This window comes from Bacillus sp. DU-106, from assembly GCF_004799705.1.
Classification (GTDB): Bacteria; Bacillota; Bacilli; order Bacillales; family Bacillaceae_G; genus Bacillus_A; species Bacillus_A cereus.
Window position 1 is genome coordinate 132,923 of sequence record NZ_CP026607.1, and the last position, 17,899, is coordinate 150,821.

Sequence of the window (17,899 nt, forward strand, 5' to 3'; positions counted from 1 at the left end):
ATGGTGATGACAGATCCAATTGCAGACATGCTTACTCGCATCCGTAATGCGAACATGGTACGTCATGAGAAATTAGAGGTTCCTGCTTCTAAAATCAAAAAAGAGATCGCTGAACTTTTAAAACGTGAAGGTTTCATTCGTGATGTAGAATACATCGAGGATAACAAACAAGGTATCCTTCGTATTTTCCTGAAATATGGTGCAAACAATGAACGTGTAATCACTGGATTAAAACGTATCAGTAAACCTGGCTTACGCGTTTACGCTAAAGCTGACGAAGTACCACGTGTACTTAACGGATTAGGTATCGCTCTTGTTTCTACATCTAAGGGAGTAATGACAGACAAAGACGCTCGTCAATTACAAACTGGTGGAGAAGTAGTAGCATACGTTTGGTAATATATATTTAAAACGAACGGAGGTGTGACCACATGTCTCGTATTGGTAAAAAGATTCTTGAAATCCCTGCAGGTGTTACTATTACAGTTGCAGAAGACAATACTGTAACAGTAAAAGGCCCTAAAGGTGAATTAACTCGTACTTTCAATGCTGATATGCTTATCAAAATTGAAGAGAATACATTAACAGTTGAGCGTCCATCTGAACAGAAGGAACACCGTGCATTACACGGTACAACTCGTGCTTTAATCGGAAACATGGTTGAAGGTGTAACTGAAGGTTTCGCACGCGGACTTGAATTAGTCGGTGTTGGTTACCGTGCTCAAAAACAAGGTGATAAACTTGTATTAAGCGTAGGTTATTCTCATCCAGTAGAAATGACTCCGGAAGCAGGTCTTGAAGTTGAAGTACCTGCACCAACTAAGATCGTAATTAAAGGTATCGACAAGCAACGTGTTGGCGAATTCGCTGCTAACATCCGTGCTGTACGTGCTCCTGAGCCTTACAAAGGTAAAGGTATTCGTTACGAAGGCGAAGTTGTTCGTCGTAAAGAAGGTAAAACTGCTAAGTAAACCCGTTAGGTGAGAGAAAGGAGTGACAAGAATGATCACTAAAGCTGATAAAAATGCGACTCGTAAGAAAAGACATGCACGTGTACGTGCTAAACTTACTGGTACTGCAGAGCGTCCACGTTTAAACGTGTTCCGTTCTAACCAACATATTTACGCTCAAGTTATTGATGATGTGAATGGTGTAACGTTAGTAAGTGCATCTACTCTTGATAAAGACCTTGCTCTTAACGGTACTAGCAATATTGAAGCTGCTACGAAAGTTGGAGAATCAGTTGCTAAGCGTGCTGTAGAGAAAGGCGTTAAAGAAGTAGTATTTGATCGCGGTGGTTACTTATACCATGGCCGTGTTAAAGCTCTAGCTGAAGCTGCTCGTGAGGCTGGATTACAATTTTAATGGTCAAAGGAGGGAAAATTGATGCATCGCATTGACCCAAGTAAATTAGAACTTGAAGAACGTGTAGTTACGATAAATCGTGTCGCGAAAGTTGTTAAGGGTGGTCGTCGTTTCCGCTTTGCTGCACTAGTTGTAGTTGGCGATAAAAACGGTCATGTTGGATTCGGTACTGGTAAAGCACAAGAGGTACCAGACGCAATCCGTAAAGCTATCGAAGACGCTAAGAAAAACTTAATCGCTGTACCATTAGTTGGTACAACAATTCCACACACAATCAACGGTCATTTTGGCGCTGGTGAAGTATTCTTAAAACCTGCTGCTGAGGGTACTGGTGTTATTGCTGGTGGACCTGTTCGTGCGGTCCTTGAATTAGCTGGTGTACAAGATATTCTTTCGAAATCTCTTGGTTCTAACACACCAATCAACATGATTCGCGCTACTGTGAACGGATTAAGCGAACTTAAGCGCGCTGAAGATGTTGCAAAATTACGCGGTAAATCTGTAGAAGAGCTACTAGGTTAAGGAGGGAAAACAAATGGCGAAAAAGTTAGAAATTACCCTCACTCGTAGTGTAATTGGTCGTCCACAAGATCAACGTGCGACGGTAGAAGCTTTAGGTCTTAAAAAGTTGAATTCAACTGTAGTTAAGGAAGAAACTCCTGCTATTCTTGGTATGATCAACAAAGTTTCTCACCTTGTAACTGTAAAAGAAGCTTAAGGATAACTCATTAATATAAGGAGGTGCCTGGGAATGAAACTTCATGAATTAAAACCTGCAGAAGGTTCTCGTAAAGTACGTAACCGTGTCGGTCGTGGTATCGGTTCTGGTAACGGTAAAACTGCTGGTAAAGGTCATAAAGGACAAAACGCACGTTCTGGCGGCGGTGTTCGTCTTGGCTTCGAAGGTGGTCAAACTCCATTATTCCGTCGTTTACCAAAACGCGGCTTCACAAACATTAACCGTAAAGAGTTTGCTATTGTAAACTTATCAACGTTAAATCGTTTTGAAGATGGTACAGAAGTAACACCTGAATTATTGCTGGAAACTGGCGTTATCAGCAAGTTAAACGACGGTGTTAAAGTTCTTGCAAGCGGAGCAGTAGAGAAAAAACTAACTGTTAAAGCGCACAAGTTCTCTTCAAGTGCTAAAGAAGCAATTGAAGCAGCTGGCGGATCAGTTGAGGTGATCTAATGTTTCGTACAATCTCCAACTTTATGCGCGTTGCTGAGATAAGACGTAAAATATTATTCACTTTAGCGATGTTAATCGTATTCAGGATTGGCACGTTTATCCCCGTGCCATTTACAAATGGAGACGTACTGAAGGCACAAGATCAATTAAATGCTTTAGGTATTCTAAATACATTTGGCGGTGGAGCCTTGAAAAACTTCTCCATCTTTGCGATGGGAATCATGCCGTATATTACAGCATCCATCATCGTGCAATTATTGCAGATGGATGTTGTTCCTAAATTTTCGGAATGGTCGAAGCAAGGTGAAATGGGCCGTCGTAAATTAACGCAATTCACGCGTTACTTTACAATTGTTCTTGCGTTTATTCAGGGGTTTGGTATGTCAATCGGTTTTAACGGTATGGTAGGTGGACAATTAATTTTGAATCCAGGTTGGAGCACTTATTTATACATTGCTACGGTACTGACTGCTGGTACTGCATTTTTAATGTGGTTAGGTGAACAGATTACAGCTAAAGGTGTAGGTAATGGTATTTCCATCCTTATCTTTGGCGGTATTGCCGCAGCGATCCCAAGTGTTATATCTCAAGTGTATCAGCAACAGTTTCAAAATATCGGAGATCAATTGTTCATGAGTATCGTTAAAGTTGCATTGATTTTACTAGCTGTGCTAGCAGTTATTGTGGGTGTTATTTTCATTCAACAGGCTGTTAGAAAGATCCCAATTCAATATGCGAAGCGTGTAACAGGAGGAAATGGTGGTTATGCTGGAGCACAAAACACACATTTACCGCTTAAGGTAAATAGTGCTGGTGTTATTCCAGTAATTTTTGCTGTTTCATTCTTAATTACGCCTCCGACTATTGCACAGTTCTTCCCGAAACATGATGTATCGCAGTGGATTATTGCAAACTTTAACTATTCTCACCCAGTGGGAATGATCATATATGTTGCGCTCATTGTAGCCTTCACATATTTCTATGCATTTGTTCAGGTTAATCCAGAGCAAATGTCAGAGAATCTAAACAAGCAAGGTGGATATGTTCCAGGTATTCGTCCGGGTAAGAATACGGAACAATATCTAACAAAAATCTTGTATCGTTTGACCTTTGTAGGATCAATTTTCCTAGCAGCGATTGCAATCTTACCAGTTATCTTTACGAAATTGGGAAATCTTCCTCCATCTGCACAGATCGGTGGAACGAGTATGTTAATCGTTGTCGGCGTTGCTTTAGAAACAATGAAGCAGCTAGAAAGCCAACTGGTAAAACGCCATTACAAAGGGTTTATCAAGCAGTGAGTAAGTGGGAAGAATTGTCTTCCCTACATGCTCATGTACTCTGAGGGGGAACAAGGATGAACTTAATTTTAATGGGGCTTCCTGGTGCTGGTAAAGGTACACAAGCCGAACAGATTGTTGCCAAGTATAACATCCCTCACATTTCAACAGGAGACATGTTCCGTGCAGCTATGAAGGCTGAAACTGAAATGGGTCTACAAGCAAAATCTTTTATTGATAAAGGTGCACTTGTTCCAGATGAAGTTACAATCGGAATCGTTCGTGAACGTTTAAGTCAAGACGACTGCGTAAGAGGTTTCTTACTAGACGGTTTCCCACGAACTGTTGCACAAGCATCAGCTCTTGAAGAAATTATGAAAGATCTTGGCAAAAAAATCGACTATGTTTTAAACATTAATGTGGATTCAGGGTTGTTATTAAAACGCCTTACAGGCCGTCGCATTTGTAAAGAGTGCGGTGCGACTTACCACTTAGAATTCAATCCACCAGCAAAAGCTGATGTGTGCGATAAATGTGGTGGCGAATTATATCAACGCTCTGATGACAATGAAGAAACTGTAGCAAATCGTTTAGATGTAAATATTAAGCAAACAAAACCTTTGCTTGATTTCTACGAAGAGCTTGGTTACTTACAAAGCATTAATGGTGAGCAAGATATCAATAAAGTATTTGCTGATATCGATGTTCTCATCGGAGGCTTAGCGTAATGATAATCTGCAAAACTCCTCGCGAGATAGAAATCATGCGAGAAGCTGGCAGGATCGTTGCTTTGACTCATCAAGAGTTGAAACAGCACATTACTCCAGGAATTACAACGAAAGAGCTCGATCAAATAGCGGAAAAGACGATTCAAAAATATGGTGCTACGCCATCTTTTAAAGGATACAACGGATTTCCGGGGAGCATATGTGCTTCTGTAAATGAAGAGCTTGTACACGGAATTCCAGGGAAGCGCAAGCTCAAAGAGGGCGATATCATCAGTATCGATATTGGTGCGAAATACAATGGGTACCATGGAGATTCTGCATGGACGTATCCAGTTGGAAACATTTCTGAATCTGTTCAAAAGCTACTTGATGTCACAGAAAAATCGTTGTATCTTGGTCTAGAACAAGTAAAACCAGGCGAGAGATTATCAAATATCTCACATGCGGTTCAAACCCATGCTGAAGAGAATGGATTCTCGATCGTTAGGGAGTATGTTGGTCACGGAATCGGGCAAGACTTACATGAGGACCCTCAAATCCCGCACTATGGTCCACCAAATAGAGGCCCTAGATTAAAGCCGGGAATGGTCATCTGTGTTGAGCCGATGGTGAATCAAGGAAGACGATATGTAAAAACACTATCTGATGACTGGACAGTGGTAACGGTAGATGGTAAATGGTGTGCCCATTTTGAGCACACGATTGCTCTTACAGAAGCAGGATACGAAATCCTTACCACTTTATAAGTAGCTGGCTCTCCGGGATTTCAGAGCAGTGTAAAATGTTACTGATTTGAAGAAGGGAGAACTATTGAATGGCTAAAGATGATGTAATTGAAGTCGAAGGTACCGTTCTTGAAACGTTGCCAAATGCTATGTTCAAAGTAGAATTAGAGAATGGGCATGTCGTATTGGCTCACGTTTCTGGTAAAATCCGTATGAACTTCATTCGTATTTTACCAGGAGACAAAGTTACGGTAGAATTATCTCCGTACGATTTAAATCGTGGTCGTATTACGTACCGTTTTAAATAATATAGCACTCCGTAATCTTTAAGGAGGTTCGAGACATGAAAGTAAGACCGTCAGTTAAACCAATCTGCGAAAAATGTAAAGTTATTCGTAGACGTGGAAAAGTAATGGTTATTTGTGAAAACCCTAAACATAAACAAAAACAAGGTTAATCAGAAGGAGGTGCATTCGTAATGGCACGTATCGCAGGTGTAGATATTCCTCGAGACAAACGCGTTGTTATTTCTTTAACTTACGTATTCGGCATTGGTCGCACAACTGCTGAAAAAATTCTTGCTGAAGCAGGTATTTCTGAAGAAACACGAGTTCGTGATTTAACGGAAGACGAATTAGGACGTATCCGTGATATCATCGATCGTATTAAAGTTGAGGGAGACCTTCGTCGTGAAGTATCTCTTAACATCAAACGTCTAATGGAGATCGGTTCTTACCGTGGTCTTCGTCACCGTCGTGGTTTACCAGTTCGTGGTCAAAACTCTAAAAACAATGCTCGTACACGTAAAGGTCCACGTCGTACAGTAGCAAATAAAAAGAAATAATAAGTAAAGGAGGTTGAACTAACAATGGCACGTAAAACAAACACTCGTAAAAAACGTGTGAAAAAGAATATTGAAGCTGGTATAGCTCATATTCGTTCTACTTTCAACAACACAATCGTAACACTTACAGATACTCACGGTAACGCACTTTCTTGGTCTAGTGCTGGTGCACTTGGTTTCCGTGGATCTCGTAAATCTACTCCATTCGCTGCGCAAATGGCTGCTGAAACTGCTGCTAAAGCTGCAATGGAACACGGTTTAAAAACTTTAGAGGTTACTGTTAAAGGTCCTGGTGCTGGTCGTGAAGCTGCAATTCGTGCTCTTCAAGCTGCAGGTCTAGAAGTAACAGCAATTAGAGATGTTACTCCAGTTCCTCATAATGGATGTCGTCCACCAAAACGTCGTCGTGTGTAATTTTTCTGTATAGAATTTTCCCTTTTGTCTATAATGGATATGATGCATTATCGAGAAATTTCGTACAGAAACATCGCTTGTTGTGCACAATCGGGAACTGCCTAAGGGGGACTTTCGGTTAGACAGGGGTTATACCTTTGTTTAACCGGGGTTTCGACGTTTTGAAGGAGGGTTTAGTTAATGATTGAAATCGAAAAGCCGAAAATCGAAACGGTTGAACTTAACGAAGATGCTAAATATGGTAAATTCGTAATTGAACCGCTTGAGCGTGGATATGGTACTACTTTGGGTAACTCCTTACGTCGTATTCTTTTATCCTCACTCCCTGGTGCCGCTGTTACTGCTATCCAAATCGATGGCGTATTACATGAATTTTCAACAGTTGAGGGCGTAGTAGAAGACGTTACGACGATCATCTTAAACTTGAAAAAGTTAGCTCTTAAAATCTACTCTGAAGAAGAGAAGACGTTGGAAATTGATGTACAGGGCGAAGGTATTGTCACAGCTGCTGATATTACTCACGATAGTGATGTAGAAATCTTAAATCCAGATTTACACATTGCAACGTTAGCAAAAGATGCGCATTTCCGCGTGCGTTTAACTGCAAAGCGTGGCCGTGGGTATACGCCAGCTGATGCAAATAAAAGCGAAGATCAACCAATAGGAGTAATTCCTATTGATTCTATTTATACTCCAGTATCACGTGTGACTTACCAAGTGGAAAAGACACGTGTCGGACAAGTGGCTAATTATGATAAGCTTACGCTTGATGTATGGACGGATGGAAGCATCGGGCCAAAAGAAGCTATCTCTTTAGGTGCCAAAATCTTAACTGAGCATTTAAATATCTTTGTTGGTTTAACTGATGAAGCACAAAATGCTGAGATTATGGTCGAGAAGGAAGAAGATCAAAAAGAGAAAGTTCTTGAGATGACTATCGAAGAACTAGACCTTTCTGTTCGTTCTTATAATTGCCTAAAACGTGCAGGAATTAATACTGTACAAGAGCTTGCGAACAAAACAGAAGAAGATATGATGAAAGTTCGTAACTTAGGACGTAAATCCTTAGAAGAAGTTAAACATAAACTTGAGGAATTAGGTTTAGGTTTACGTAAAGACGACTGAGGATTTAAACCCATCAACAAAGGAGGGAACTACGAATGGCATACAGAAAATTAGGCCGTACAAGTGCGCAACGTAAAGCTATGTTACGTGATTTAGCTACTGATTTAATTATCAACGAGCGCATCCAAACGACAGAAACTCGTGCAAAAGAACTTCGTTCTGTAGTGGAAAAAATGATCACTTTAGGTAAACGCGGAGATCTTCATGCTCGTCGTCAAGCAGCAGCTTTCATTCGCAATGAAGTAGCTAACGCTGAGACTGGTCAAGATGCACTTCAAAAACTATTCGCTGATGTAGCTCCACGCTATGCTGAGCGCCAAGGCGGATACACTCGTATTGCAAAAATTGGTCCACGTCGCGGAGACGCAGCACCAATGGTAATTATCGAGTTAGTATAATGATAATTAAAAGGGCAGGACAGTTCTTTTCAAGAAACTGGTCATGGCCCTTTTTTTTAAATATAAAAATAGGCTAACTTGGCGAAGGAAAGGGTGCCTTCTATTGAAAAAAGAGAAACTTCGGATAGAAAATATATCATTTCAATATCCTGGGGCAGCCACTTATGCATTAAAAGATGTTTCATTTTCCTTATATGAGGGAGAATGGGTATCTATTATTGGACAAAACGGTTCAGGAAAGTCTACACTTGCAAAATTATTGAATGGTTTGTTTTTGCCAGAAGCAGGGACTATTACAGTAAATGATACAATGGTTTTATCAGAGGAAACGGTATGGGATGTTCGAAAACAAATTGGAATGGTATTTCAAAATCCAGATAATCAATTTGTTGGAACGACAGTGCAAGATGATGTTGTATTTGGCTTGGAGAATATCGGAATGCCAAGAGAACAAATGATTGAAAGATTAGAACAGGCCTTGCAACTTGTCCGTATGGAAGATTTTCTTAATGATGAGCCTCATTCCTTATCTGGTGGGCAAAAGCAGCGAGTGGCAATAGCTGGCGTTTTAGCACTTCAACCATCTATTTTAATATTAGATGAAGCAACGTCAATGTTAGACCCTCAAGGGAGACGTGAAGTAGTAGAAACGGTTAGACAACTTGTTACTCAAAAAGGTATTACCGTGTTATCAATTACGCACGATTTAGAAGAAGCGGCACAGTCAGATCGTGTCATTATTTTAAATAAGGGAGAAATATTAGAGGAAGGGACTCCAGAAAAAATTTTCAAATCCTCTCATATGCTCCAAGAAATTGGCTTAGATGTACCGTTTTCGGTGAAAATAGCAGAATTATTAAAAAGAAATGAAATTCTCTTGCAAAATACGCATCTTACAATGGAAAGCTTGGTGAACGAACTTTGGAGATTACATTCCAAAAAGTAGAACATCGTTATCAATATAAAACTCCATTTGAAAGACGCGCACTTTATGATGTAGACGTGTCGTTTCCAAGTGGGGGCTATTATGCCATTATCGGTCATACTGGTTCAGGAAAGTCGACGATGATTCAACATTTAAATGGTTTATTGCAGCCGACAAATGGTACAGTTCAAATTGGTGAACATTTGATTTCGGCAGGAAAGAAAGAAAAAAAGCTAAAGCCACTACGTAAAAAAGTAGGGGTTGTCTTTCAATTTCCAGAACATCAGTTGTTTGAAGAGACTGTGGAGAAAGATATTTGTTTCGGCCCTACTAATTTTGGAGTATCTGTAGACGAAGCAAGGCAAAAGGCTAGAAAGGCAATTGAACTTGTAGGGCTAGAACCAGAACTGTTAACACGTTCTCCGTTCGAATTAAGTGGTGGACAAATGAGACGTGTTGCTATAGCGGGTGTACTGGCAATGGAACCTGAAGTGCTTGTATTAGATGAACCTACAGCAGGACTAGATCCAAAAGGGCAGAACGAACTTATGGAGATGTTTTATAAGCTGCACAAGGAGAAGGGTCTTACAGTCATCCTTGTAACGCATAATATGGAGGATGCTGCTCAGTATGCGGAGCAGATTGTAGTTATGCATAAAGGAACGGTCTTTTTGCAAGGAAGTGCAGAGGAAGTATTTTCACATGCTGATGAACTAGAGAAAATTGGTGTGGATCTTCCTATGTCATTAAAGTATAAACGTGCAATTGAAGAGAAGTTTGGTATTTCAATTCCAAAGGCTACCTTATCTTTAGAGGATCTTACTCATGAAGTTGTGCAGGTGTTACGAAAAGGTGGTCATGAATCATGCAGCAGTTGATTATTGGGAGATATATCCCGGGGAATTCACTTATTCATCAACTTGATCCACGTACGAAGCTGCTGATTGTCTTTTTATATGTATTTGTTGTTTTCTTAGCAAATAATGCGATTTCATATGGATTTTTATTTTTATATGCACTCATTGCTTTATTTTTTGCAAAAGTGCCGATTCGTTATGTACTTTCGGGCTTAAAACCAATTTTATGGATTTTTCTTTTTACATTTTTCCTGCATATTTTTACAAATAAAGAGGGGGATGTACTATTCCAGCTTGGTTGGTTTTCGATATATGAAAAAGGATTAGAGCAAGGGATATACATTTCTGTACGATTCTTCGTTATTATTTTAATGACGACATTATTAACGTTAACGACGACACCTATTGAAATTACAGATGGTTTGGAGACGTTATTAAAGCCGTTGAAGCGTATAAAGGTTCCTGTTCATGAAATCGCATTAATGATGTCAATTTCTCTTCGTTTTATCCCGACATTAATGGATGAAACGAGTAAAATAATGAAAGCACAAGCGTCACGTGGTATTGATTTTGCCGGGGGACCGATAAAAGATAGAATGAAAGCTATTATTTCACTGCTCGTTCCTCTGTTTATCAGTGCTTTTAAGCGTGCAGAGGACTTAGCCATTGCGATGGAAGCTCGTGGATATCAAAGTGGTGAAGGACGTACTAAATTTAGGCAACTACGCTGGAAAACAAGCGATACAGTAACGATTGTCAGCTTATTTTGTTTAGCTTGTATTTTGGCATGGGTGCGATCGTAATGGAGAATAGAGAAATGGATAGAATAAAATGTACGGTTGCATATGATGGCATGCATTTTTGTGGTTATCAAATTCAGCCGAACCATCGTACTGTTCAACAGGAGATAGAAAAAGCATTGCAGAAATTGCATAAGGGAGAACTTGTTCGTGTTCAGGCATCTGGTAGAACAGATTCTACAGTTCATGCAAAAGGACAAGTAATACACTTTGATACTCCTTTGTCTCTTGAAGAGTGGCAATGGAGTAATGCTTTAAACACAATGTTGCCAGATGATATTGTTATTAGGCAAGTAGAGAAAAAAACAGAAGAATTTCATGCACGTTACGGTGTTGAGAAAAAAGAATATCGTTATCGTGTATTATTATCAAAGACTGCGGATGTATTCCGTAGAAATTACGTATATCAATATCCATACCCGCTCGAAATCAACTCTATAAGAAAAGCAATTCCTTATTTTATTGGAACGCATGATTTTACTTCTTTTTGTTCGGCAAAAACTGACAAAAAAGATAAAGTGCGAACAATTTATGAAATCGAGTTAATTGAACAAGATGATGAAATAATTTTTCGTTTTGTAGGTAATGGATTTTTATATAATATGGTCAGAATTATTGTTGGTACGTTACTTAGCGTAGGGCAAGGAAAGCTTGATTCTGATAGCATTCCAGAGATTTTAGCGAAACAAAATCGTCAGTTTGCTGGAAAGATGGCTCCAGGTCATGGGCTTTACTTGTGGGAGGTAAACTATAACAACTAATCCTGGTGTAACATTTGCTTGACATTAGAAACTCAAAAGTATATCATAACATATGGTATTGTTTCTAAAACCACGATTAGCCCCGGAAGGAAATCGTGTTTAAGATAAACAATAGATTTTTTCTATGGAAAAGATAACGAGGAGGGAAACACATGCGTACGACTTTTATGGCAAAAGCTAACGAAGTTGAGCGTAAATGGTATGTGGTTGATGCTGAAGGTCAAACTTTAGGTCGCCTTGCTAGTGAAGTAGCATCCATTTTACGTGGTAAAAACAAACCTACATTTACACCACACGTTGACACGGGTGATCATGTAATTATTATTAACGCTGAGAAAATTCATTTAACAGGTAATAAATTAAACGATAAAATTTACTACCGTCACACTAACCACCCAGGTGGACTTAAGCAAAGAACAGCTCTTGAAATGCGTACAAACTACCCTGTACAAATGTTAGAGCTTGCAATTAAAGGCATGCTTCCAAAAGGACGCTTAGGCCGTCAAGTTTCTAAGAAACTTAACGTGTATGCTGGAGCAGAGCATCCACACCAAGCACAAAAACCAGAAGTTTACGAACTTCGCGGATAATTAATTAAAGGAGGGCTTACTTTGGCACAGGTTCAATACTATGGCACTGGACGTCGTAAGAGTTCAGTAGCGCGCGTACGCCTAGTTCCAGGCGAAGGACGCGTTATCATTAACGGTCGTGATTTTGAAAACTATATCCCATTTGCTGCATTACGTGAAGTAGTGAAACAACCTCTAGTTGCAACAGAAACTTTAGGTAACTACGATGTACTTGTAAACGTAAATGGTGGTGGATACACTGGTCAAGCTGGTGCTATTCGTCACGGTATTTCTCGCGCTTTATTAAAAGCTGATCCAGAATACCGTCTAACACTAAAACGTGCAGGTCTATTAACTCGTGACGCACGTATGAAAGAGCGTAAAAAATACGGTCTTAAAGGCGCACGTCGTGCACCTCAGTTCTCAAAACGTTAATTTTTGCGAACTAAAAACCCCAACCATTTTGGTTGGGGTTTTTTATGTTTCATTCCTCTTTTGCAATTTTTATAGCTTGGAATATTTTAGTGCTACCGCCGCGCGTATGCTTCTTCTTTAGAAGTTTAGACTAATATGTATTAGGGAGGTTTATATGTACTATGAATGTCATTGTCAGCTTACAAGAAAAACAAAAAGAAAAGCAGTTAAAATACGAGCGGAAGATGTTGCGGGAATTATCATTAAAAACATTGCGTTCAAATATTCGTGATGCCTTTCAAATGCAAGAGCTTCATCGTCAGTATGAAGATTACTGTATTGAATTAGGGATAGAATCTTATTTATTAGGAGCGAGATACAGTAAATTTGGTTATTATGGTGAATCGTTTTTTGATGTGAAATATAGAGCTTTAGAAGAAGAACAACAATTAACTGAAACGCTATTTCAATTTTTAACGAGTATGACTATGCGAGAAATAAAGTTGAAAGATGAGGAGTTACTTTTTGAATCTTGTCAGCAGTTTATAGGATTGTGGTGGCAAGAAGGGTATGAAAAAGGTGAAAGAAGATATCGATTAAAGCTTCATTAAGACAAGCATAAACTTTCCTCTTGTCCCATATAAGTAATTAGAGGGACTAGCTGGAGGAGGAAAGGTATGAAGAGAATTCGAATTATCTCTTTTGCACTCGCTGCGGTTGTATTGTTTTTTTTAGTCAAGCAAGAATTTCAAATTACAAAATCGTGGCGAGCTTGGAATTTACCCTTATCAGGGAAAGTAATTGTATTAGATGCTGGGCATGGTGGACCAGATGGAGGGGCTGTTGGTGGAAAGGATATTATAGAAAAGGATATTACGCTTGAAATTACAAAAAAGGTACAAGACTATTTACAAGAACAAGGTGCACTAGTTATTTTAACGCGTGAGGGAGATTATGATTTAGCTAACAAAGATACAAAGTCATATAGTAGACGTAAAGCAGAGGATTTAAAAAAACGTGTAGAAATCATCAATAAACCTGATGTAGATTTTTTTGCAAGTATTCATTTAAATGCTTTAACTAGTAGTGGATCGAAAGGCGCACAAACGTTCTATTACCGCTCTTCGATTGAAAATGAACGTGCTGCAAAATTTATACAGGCTGAATTGAGAACAAGTTTAGAGAACACGAATCGTTCTGCTAAGACAATTTCGCATGTATATTTATTAAAGTATTCTAAAACACCAGGTGCTTTAATTGAAGCTGGCTTTTTATCGAATGTGAACGAAAGGTATATGTTAAATTCGGAGAAATATCAGCAAAAGGTAGCAGCTGCAATATACCGTGGTATATTACGTTATTTCACGGAAAAAGGAAATCCTCCAGAATAAGGAGGATTTTTTTGAGCTTCTCTCGTTAACGAAGTTTTCGGAAAATATGTTATACTGGAAATGTAAACGCATTTATTTCAAGAATACGCAGAGATAAATTCAATTAACATTACGTTATTTTTCATACAGGGGGCTGGGCTAATTATGGTAACGAAAGAGCAAGTGGTTGAAGCGTTAGAAGGGATTGTAGATCCGTTTTTACATAAAACATTAAAAGAAACAAGTGCAATTAAAGAGGTAACAGTCAAGCCAGAGAAGGAACATGTGAGTGTTAAAATTGCAATCGTAAAAACCGGTACAGCGGAACAAATGCAGTTGCAGTCTGGAATTGTAAAGTTAGTAAAAGAACTTGGGGCAGCAACAGTTGGACTTCGTTTTGCAGAATTTACAGAAGAGGAATTAGCTCAGTTTGCACCGGAACAAGAAGAAGAGCAAAGTGAATCTTTATTGTCACCTAATTCAAAAACAACATTCTTAGCAGTAGCGAGTGGAAAAGGTGGCGTGGGAAAATCAACTGTTTCCGTTAACCTTGCAGTTGCTTTAGCTCGTTTAGGAAAAAAAGTTGGTATTATTGATGCGGACATTTACGGTTTTAGTGTGCCAGACATGATGGGGATAGAAAAACGTCCTATCGTAAGAGGTGACAAGATAATTCCGGTGGAACGTTTAGGTGTAAAGGTAATCTCAATGGGCTTCTTTGTAGAGGATAATGCACCAGTTATTTGGAGAGGACCTATGCTTGGGAAAATGTTAAACCACTTCTTCACAGAAGTAGAATGGGGCGATTTAGATTATTTAGTACTAGATTTGCCACCAGGCACAGGTGATGTTGCGTTAGATGTGCACTCAATGTTGCCATCTTGCAAAGAGATTATTGTAACGACGCCTCATCCAACAGCTGCGTTTGTAGCAGCGCGTGCTGGAGCGATGGCATTGCGCACTGAACATAGTATTCTTGGTGTTGTTGAGAATATGGCATATTTTGAAAGTAAGGTAACTGGTGAGAAAGAATATGTATTTGGAAAAGGCGGGGGAGATAAGTTAGCTACCGAATTACAAACGAATGTTCTTGGTCGTATTCCACTGCAACAACCCGATTGGAATAAAGAAGACTTTGCTCCTTCAGTATATGAAGATACACATACAACGGGCATTATTTATAGTAAAATAGCTGAAACAGTAATTGATAAAACAGCTGTTACACAAAAATAAAGTGAAACTTTAATCAGTGGGGTTCACCTGTTACTGACAACAATAAGGCTTTTGTTGCTAGTAAACCTTTCGTTTAATTAGAGGGGTCCATTTTGTCTGTTAATAGCAAGATAAAGTAATAACGAGTGGACAATATATAAATTGTCCACTCGTTATTATAGTTATTATTTTTTACTGTTCTTCCTTCTTATCGCCTTGAGAACCACCGTCACCGCCTGCTTCTTTCTTACCAGATCCGCCTTTTTCAGCTTTTTGCACACCTTTACTAATGATATCAATCATCTTGGCTTGGAAGAGTGGACTTTCAGCAGTTTCTGTTAGTACTTGTTGTAGATATTGACGGTATTCTTTACTCTTCATTGTTTGTAACATCATTTTTTCTACTTCAGGATTTTTCATAATTTCTATAACGCCTGCTTGGTATTCAGGGTCTTTTAATAAGGTTTTCATTAATTGAGTTTGTTCTTTCCCCATACTTTTAGCAAATTTTGATGAGAACTCAGGATCTTTAAAGAGCTTTTCCCAGAATTGTTGCCCTTTATCGGATACCATGGCATCTTCAATCGTTTTCTTTACTACTGTTTCATCTAGTATGAGTGCTTGTTTCATTTTTTCATCAGTTAATACATCTTGAATAGCTTTCTTACCTTGATCTGTTTTTAAAATATCAACAATCATTTTCTTTGTTTGATCGTAATCTAGTTCGGATTTCGTTTCTTTTCCTTGTGCGCATGCTGCAAGTGCGATAAGTAGAAAAGAAGAAACGAAAATGAATAGCATCCGTTTCATAAGTTGGAACTCCTTTCAGCACAGTTCTCTCTTTTTAATATAAATATCTTTAAGGAATTTATACATGAACATGGCTAGCTTTTTGAAATTGTCATTGATACAATTTAATTAGAAATATAAGGATAATGGGGGATGTGTTGTGAATAGCCGCAAGTGGGTACGACTATTTTTAACGACGTTGTTTCTTGGTGGGATTAGCACAGTTATTATTGGTTTTGTTTTGGAGTGGGACAAGTACAATAAATTTTTTCAAAATTTCGACGGTAAGGAGATTTTAGCAGTATCTTTCTGGCTGATGGGTGTAGGATTTATTTTTAGTGTTATAAGTCAAATGGGATTCTTTGCATATTTAACAATCCACCGTTTTGGACTAGGGATGTTTCGCTCATCTTCTTTATGGAATGCAGTCCAGCTCTTCTTTATTGCATTCGTATTATTTGATTTTGTGTATTTAAGATCTGTACTTATTGCAAATGGGGAAGTCTCGTTAGGGAATAATATACTTGTTGCTGGAATGTTATTTGTGTTTGGAGCAATTGTTGCTTATGTAAAAAGTAAAGAAACAAATAAAAAAGCATTTGTGCCAGCTCTGTTCTTTATGGTTGTTGTAACGATCCTTGAATGGGTACCGGCGCTTCGGATTAATGATACAGATTGGTTATATTTAATGGTTATACCGCTATTGTTATGTAATGCATATCAATTACTTGTATTACATCGTTTAATCGGAAAAACAAGTAAATCAGCTTAATAGAGAGTTTTTATACAACATCAGTTATAATGTTGTAAATGGTATGATTAAAAAAGCTCTACCACCTTCTTGAAAGGTAGTAGAGCTTTTTATGCGTGAAGAGTAGTAGGGAAGAAGCTACTTCACATCTTCACTTTTCGTACTTGTGTTGGAAATAAGTTGTGAAACGGATATTTGCTCATATCCATCACTTTTTATTTTTTGCAGGAGCAGCGGTAAAGCTCTATTTGTTTGAAGGGCAGAATCGGATGCGTGTAATAACACGATATCTCCACCTTTCAAATTATTAGAGACAGTGGAAACGATGTTATTTACACCTGGGTTTTTCCAATCGTTTGAATTATTACTCCAATGCACGACGGTGTATCCAAGTGATTCTGCGATTTTAAGGGTTGCTTTGTTAAATTCGCCACTAGGTGGACGTAACAGCTTGACTTGTTTTACACCAAGTTTCGTAAAAACATCTTGTGCTCGTAAAAGGTCTCGTCTTATTTCATTTGTCTCTAGAGAAGTATAGGATGTGTAATTGTACCCCATACTACCGATTTCGTGTCCATCTTTCATGATTCGCTCTACAATATCGGGGTGTCTTTCGGCCCATGCAGCAGAAAGGAAGAAGGTTGCATTCTTAATTTCTTTTTCTTTAAGAGTATCTAGGATTGGAATTGCTTTTTTGTCTCCCCAACTAATATCAAACGTAAATGCAACTTGCTTTTTAGCGGTGTCTCCTTTGTAAATTACTTTAGGGCCTGTAGCAGTTGAAAAAGCAGATTCATGTGAATATGTTTTTAAAAAGAGTAGCCATGCTGTAAATAAGGACAGTATCACTATTAAGCTAATGTGTTTAAAATTTCTCTTACTCGTAATAAAAAAGAAAAACATAATATTACGCCCCTTTGTCCAATCCTTTTCAGTTACATATATGCTGGAAATATAAAAAAGAGAACAAAGGATTAATATCGTAAGTAGTGGATATAATGGATGATAGGATTGTGATAATTGAAAATGAGCGGAACGTTTATTGTTGCGTAAGGAATTATTGAGGTGATTGTTTGCTTGGGCTGATGTTGACAAAAGAAGAGAGAAAAGAAATGGAATACATATTGAAGAGAGAATTAGAGGAACTTTTATTTGATTTTGAAGATGAGCGTATTCATGAAGTTGTAAAAAAAGCTATGGAAGAAAGATATAAAATCATTTTCTGTTTATTCCGGAGAGTAGCTAACACAGAAGAATGTATTCGTTATGTAAGAAAAAGAATTTTTTATTAAAAAGTGTTGACGTTAATAGTTTGTATATGTTAAATTAATAACCGTCGCTGATGCGGAAACGCAGAAAACGACAAAAAGAAATTGAAAA

Annotated in this window: 28 protein-coding genes; 26 read left to right on the plus strand and 2 right to left on the minus strand. The window is 38.4% G+C overall.

Annotated elements, in window-relative coordinates; genetic code table 11:
- From rpsH to C3Y97_RS00865, 24 genes are all read left to right on the plus strand, one after another.
- Entirely contained in the window at positions 1–399 is a 399-nt protein-coding gene (gene rpsH, locus C3Y97_RS00750; protein WP_000245511.1) for a 30S ribosomal protein S8, read from the plus strand.
- Positions 400–431: 32 nt separating this feature from the next.
- Complete coding sequence (gene rplF, locus C3Y97_RS00755; protein ID WP_000086558.1) at positions 432–971, plus strand: 50S ribosomal protein L6; 540 nt, start codon at positions 432–434, stop codon at positions 969–971.
- A gap of 31 nt (positions 972–1,002) precedes the next feature.
- Positions 1,003–1,365, plus strand: coding sequence for a 50S ribosomal protein L18 (rplR, locus tag C3Y97_RS00760; RefSeq protein WP_000628816.1), 363 nt, complete (start codon positions 1,003–1,005; stop codon positions 1,363–1,365).
- Positions 1,366–1,386: 21 nt separating this feature from the next.
- Positions 1,387–1,887, plus strand: coding sequence for a 30S ribosomal protein S5 (rpsE, locus tag C3Y97_RS00765; protein WP_000554646.1), 501 nt, complete (start codon positions 1,387–1,389; stop codon positions 1,885–1,887).
- 13 nt (positions 1,888–1,900) lie between these two features.
- Positions 1,901–2,083, plus strand: a complete 183-nt coding sequence (rpmD, locus tag C3Y97_RS00770) for a 50S ribosomal protein L30 (protein ID WP_001085234.1) — start codon at positions 1,901–1,903, stop codon at positions 2,081–2,083.
- Between the two features lie 33 nt (positions 2,084–2,116).
- Entirely contained in the window at positions 2,117–2,557 is a 441-nt protein-coding gene (rplO, locus tag C3Y97_RS00775; protein WP_000766081.1) for a 50S ribosomal protein L15, read from the plus strand.
- On the plus strand, positions 2,557–3,858 hold the full coding sequence (gene secY, locus C3Y97_RS00780; protein WP_000490117.1) for a preprotein translocase subunit SecY: 1,302 nt from the start codon (positions 2,557–2,559) through the stop codon (positions 3,856–3,858). Before rplO ends, secY begins: the two co-directional genes overlap by 1 nt.
- 56 nt (positions 3,859–3,914) lie before the next feature.
- Positions 3,915–4,565, plus strand: coding sequence for an adenylate kinase (locus tag C3Y97_RS00785; RefSeq protein WP_001048989.1), 651 nt, complete (start codon positions 3,915–3,917; stop codon positions 4,563–4,565).
- On the plus strand, positions 4,565–5,311 hold the full coding sequence (map, locus tag C3Y97_RS00790) for a type I methionyl aminopeptidase (RefSeq protein ID WP_000582539.1): 747 nt from the start codon (positions 4,565–4,567) through the stop codon (positions 5,309–5,311). Before C3Y97_RS00785 ends, map begins: the two co-directional genes overlap by 1 nt.
- 68 nt (positions 5,312–5,379) lie before the next feature.
- The gene (infA, locus tag C3Y97_RS00795; protein ID WP_001029884.1) at positions 5,380–5,598 is read left to right on the plus strand and encodes a translation initiation factor IF-1; all 219 of its coding nucleotides are present in this window, start codon (positions 5,380–5,382) and stop codon (positions 5,596–5,598) included.
- Positions 5,599–5,633: 35 nt separating this feature from the next.
- Positions 5,634–5,747: a 50S ribosomal protein L36 gene (gene rpmJ / locus C3Y97_RS00800; RefSeq protein ID WP_000868344.1), complete on the plus strand. Its 114-nt coding sequence runs from the start codon at positions 5,634–5,636 to the stop codon at positions 5,745–5,747.
- A 21-nt stretch (positions 5,748–5,768) separates the two neighbouring features.
- Positions 5,769–6,134 (plus strand): 30S ribosomal protein S13, encoded by a 366-nt coding sequence (gene rpsM, locus C3Y97_RS00805; RefSeq protein ID WP_000090788.1) that lies wholly within the window; start codon positions 5,769–5,771, stop codon positions 6,132–6,134.
- A gap of 24 nt (positions 6,135–6,158) precedes the next feature.
- Positions 6,159–6,548, plus strand: coding sequence for a 30S ribosomal protein S11 (gene rpsK, locus C3Y97_RS00810; RefSeq protein WP_000101798.1), 390 nt, complete (start codon positions 6,159–6,161; stop codon positions 6,546–6,548).
- A gap of 180 nt (positions 6,549–6,728) precedes the next feature.
- Positions 6,729–7,673 carry a DNA-directed RNA polymerase subunit alpha gene (locus C3Y97_RS00815; RefSeq protein ID WP_000569643.1) on the plus strand — a complete coding sequence of 315 codons (945 nt, stop codon included), beginning with the start codon at positions 6,729–6,731 and terminating at the stop codon, positions 7,671–7,673.
- A 35-nt stretch (positions 7,674–7,708) separates the two neighbouring features.
- On the plus strand, positions 7,709–8,071 hold the full coding sequence (rplQ, locus tag C3Y97_RS00820) for a 50S ribosomal protein L17 (protein ID WP_000331490.1): 363 nt from the start codon (positions 7,709–7,711) through the stop codon (positions 8,069–8,071).
- Positions 8,072–8,174: 103 nt separating this feature from the next.
- Positions 8,175–9,017, plus strand: a complete 843-nt coding sequence (locus C3Y97_RS00825) for an energy-coupling factor ABC transporter ATP-binding protein (protein WP_000711757.1) — start codon at positions 8,175–8,177, stop codon at positions 9,015–9,017.
- Positions 8,993–9,874: an energy-coupling factor ABC transporter ATP-binding protein gene (locus tag C3Y97_RS00830; protein ID WP_000406535.1), complete on the plus strand. Its 882-nt coding sequence runs from the start codon at positions 8,993–8,995 to the stop codon at positions 9,872–9,874. Before C3Y97_RS00825 ends, C3Y97_RS00830 begins: the two co-directional genes overlap by 25 nt.
- On the plus strand, positions 9,862–10,656 hold the full coding sequence (locus C3Y97_RS00835; protein WP_001186526.1) for an energy-coupling factor transporter transmembrane component T family protein: 795 nt from the start codon (positions 9,862–9,864) through the stop codon (positions 10,654–10,656). The genes C3Y97_RS00830 and C3Y97_RS00835 overlap by 13 nt, the downstream gene beginning before the upstream one ends.
- Positions 10,657–10,670: 14 nt before the next feature.
- Entirely contained in the window at positions 10,671–11,414 is a 744-nt protein-coding gene (gene truA / locus C3Y97_RS00840; protein WP_033666535.1) for a tRNA pseudouridine(38-40) synthase TruA, read from the plus strand.
- Positions 11,415–11,566: 152 nt separating this feature from the next.
- Positions 11,567–12,004 (plus strand): 50S ribosomal protein L13, encoded by a 438-nt coding sequence (gene rplM / locus C3Y97_RS00845; RefSeq protein WP_001260793.1) that lies wholly within the window; start codon positions 11,567–11,569, stop codon positions 12,002–12,004.
- Positions 12,005–12,025: 21 nt separating this feature from the next.
- Entirely contained in the window at positions 12,026–12,418 is a 393-nt protein-coding gene (rpsI, locus tag C3Y97_RS00850; protein WP_000079986.1) for a 30S ribosomal protein S9, read from the plus strand.
- Positions 12,419–12,579: 161 nt separating this feature from the next.
- Complete coding sequence (locus tag C3Y97_RS00855; protein WP_001101005.1) at positions 12,580–13,008, plus strand: DUF2521 family protein; 429 nt, start codon at positions 12,580–12,582, stop codon at positions 13,006–13,008.
- Between the two features lie 66 nt (positions 13,009–13,074).
- Positions 13,075–13,788 (plus strand): N-acetylmuramoyl-L-alanine amidase CwlD, encoded by a 714-nt coding sequence (gene cwlD, locus C3Y97_RS00860; protein WP_000822439.1) that lies wholly within the window; start codon positions 13,075–13,077, stop codon positions 13,786–13,788.
- 144 nt (positions 13,789–13,932) lie between these two features.
- Positions 13,933–15,000 (plus strand): Mrp/NBP35 family ATP-binding protein, encoded by a 1,068-nt coding sequence (locus C3Y97_RS00865; protein ID WP_000256628.1) that lies wholly within the window; start codon positions 13,933–13,935, stop codon positions 14,998–15,000.
- Between the two features lie 171 nt (positions 15,001–15,171).
- Here C3Y97_RS00865 and gerD read toward each other — a convergent pair whose 3' ends face one another.
- Positions 15,172–15,789, minus strand: coding sequence for a spore germination lipoprotein GerD (gene gerD, locus C3Y97_RS00870; protein WP_000827294.1), 618 nt, complete (start codon positions 15,787–15,789; stop codon positions 15,172–15,174).
- Positions 15,790–15,928: 139 nt separating this feature from the next.
- Here gerD and kbaA point away from each other — a divergent pair, with 139 nt between their 5' ends.
- On the plus strand, positions 15,929–16,540 hold the full coding sequence (gene kbaA, locus C3Y97_RS00875) for a KinB signaling pathway activation protein KbaA (RefSeq protein ID WP_001088527.1): 612 nt from the start codon (positions 15,929–15,931) through the stop codon (positions 16,538–16,540).
- Positions 16,541–16,657: 117 nt separating this feature from the next.
- On the opposite strand, the gene pdaB is transcribed toward kbaA, so the two are convergent.
- Entirely contained in the window at positions 16,658–17,422 is a 765-nt protein-coding gene (pdaB, locus tag C3Y97_RS00880; RefSeq protein ID WP_000464703.1) for a polysaccharide deacetylase family sporulation protein PdaB, read from the minus strand.
- 170 nt (positions 17,423–17,592) lie between these two features.
- On the opposite strand from pdaB, the gene C3Y97_RS00885 reads away from it, so the two are divergent.
- Positions 17,593–17,811 (plus strand): hypothetical protein, encoded by a 219-nt coding sequence (locus tag C3Y97_RS00885; RefSeq protein ID WP_000901147.1) that lies wholly within the window; start codon positions 17,593–17,595, stop codon positions 17,809–17,811.
- Positions 17,812–17,899 lie beyond the last annotated feature (88 nt).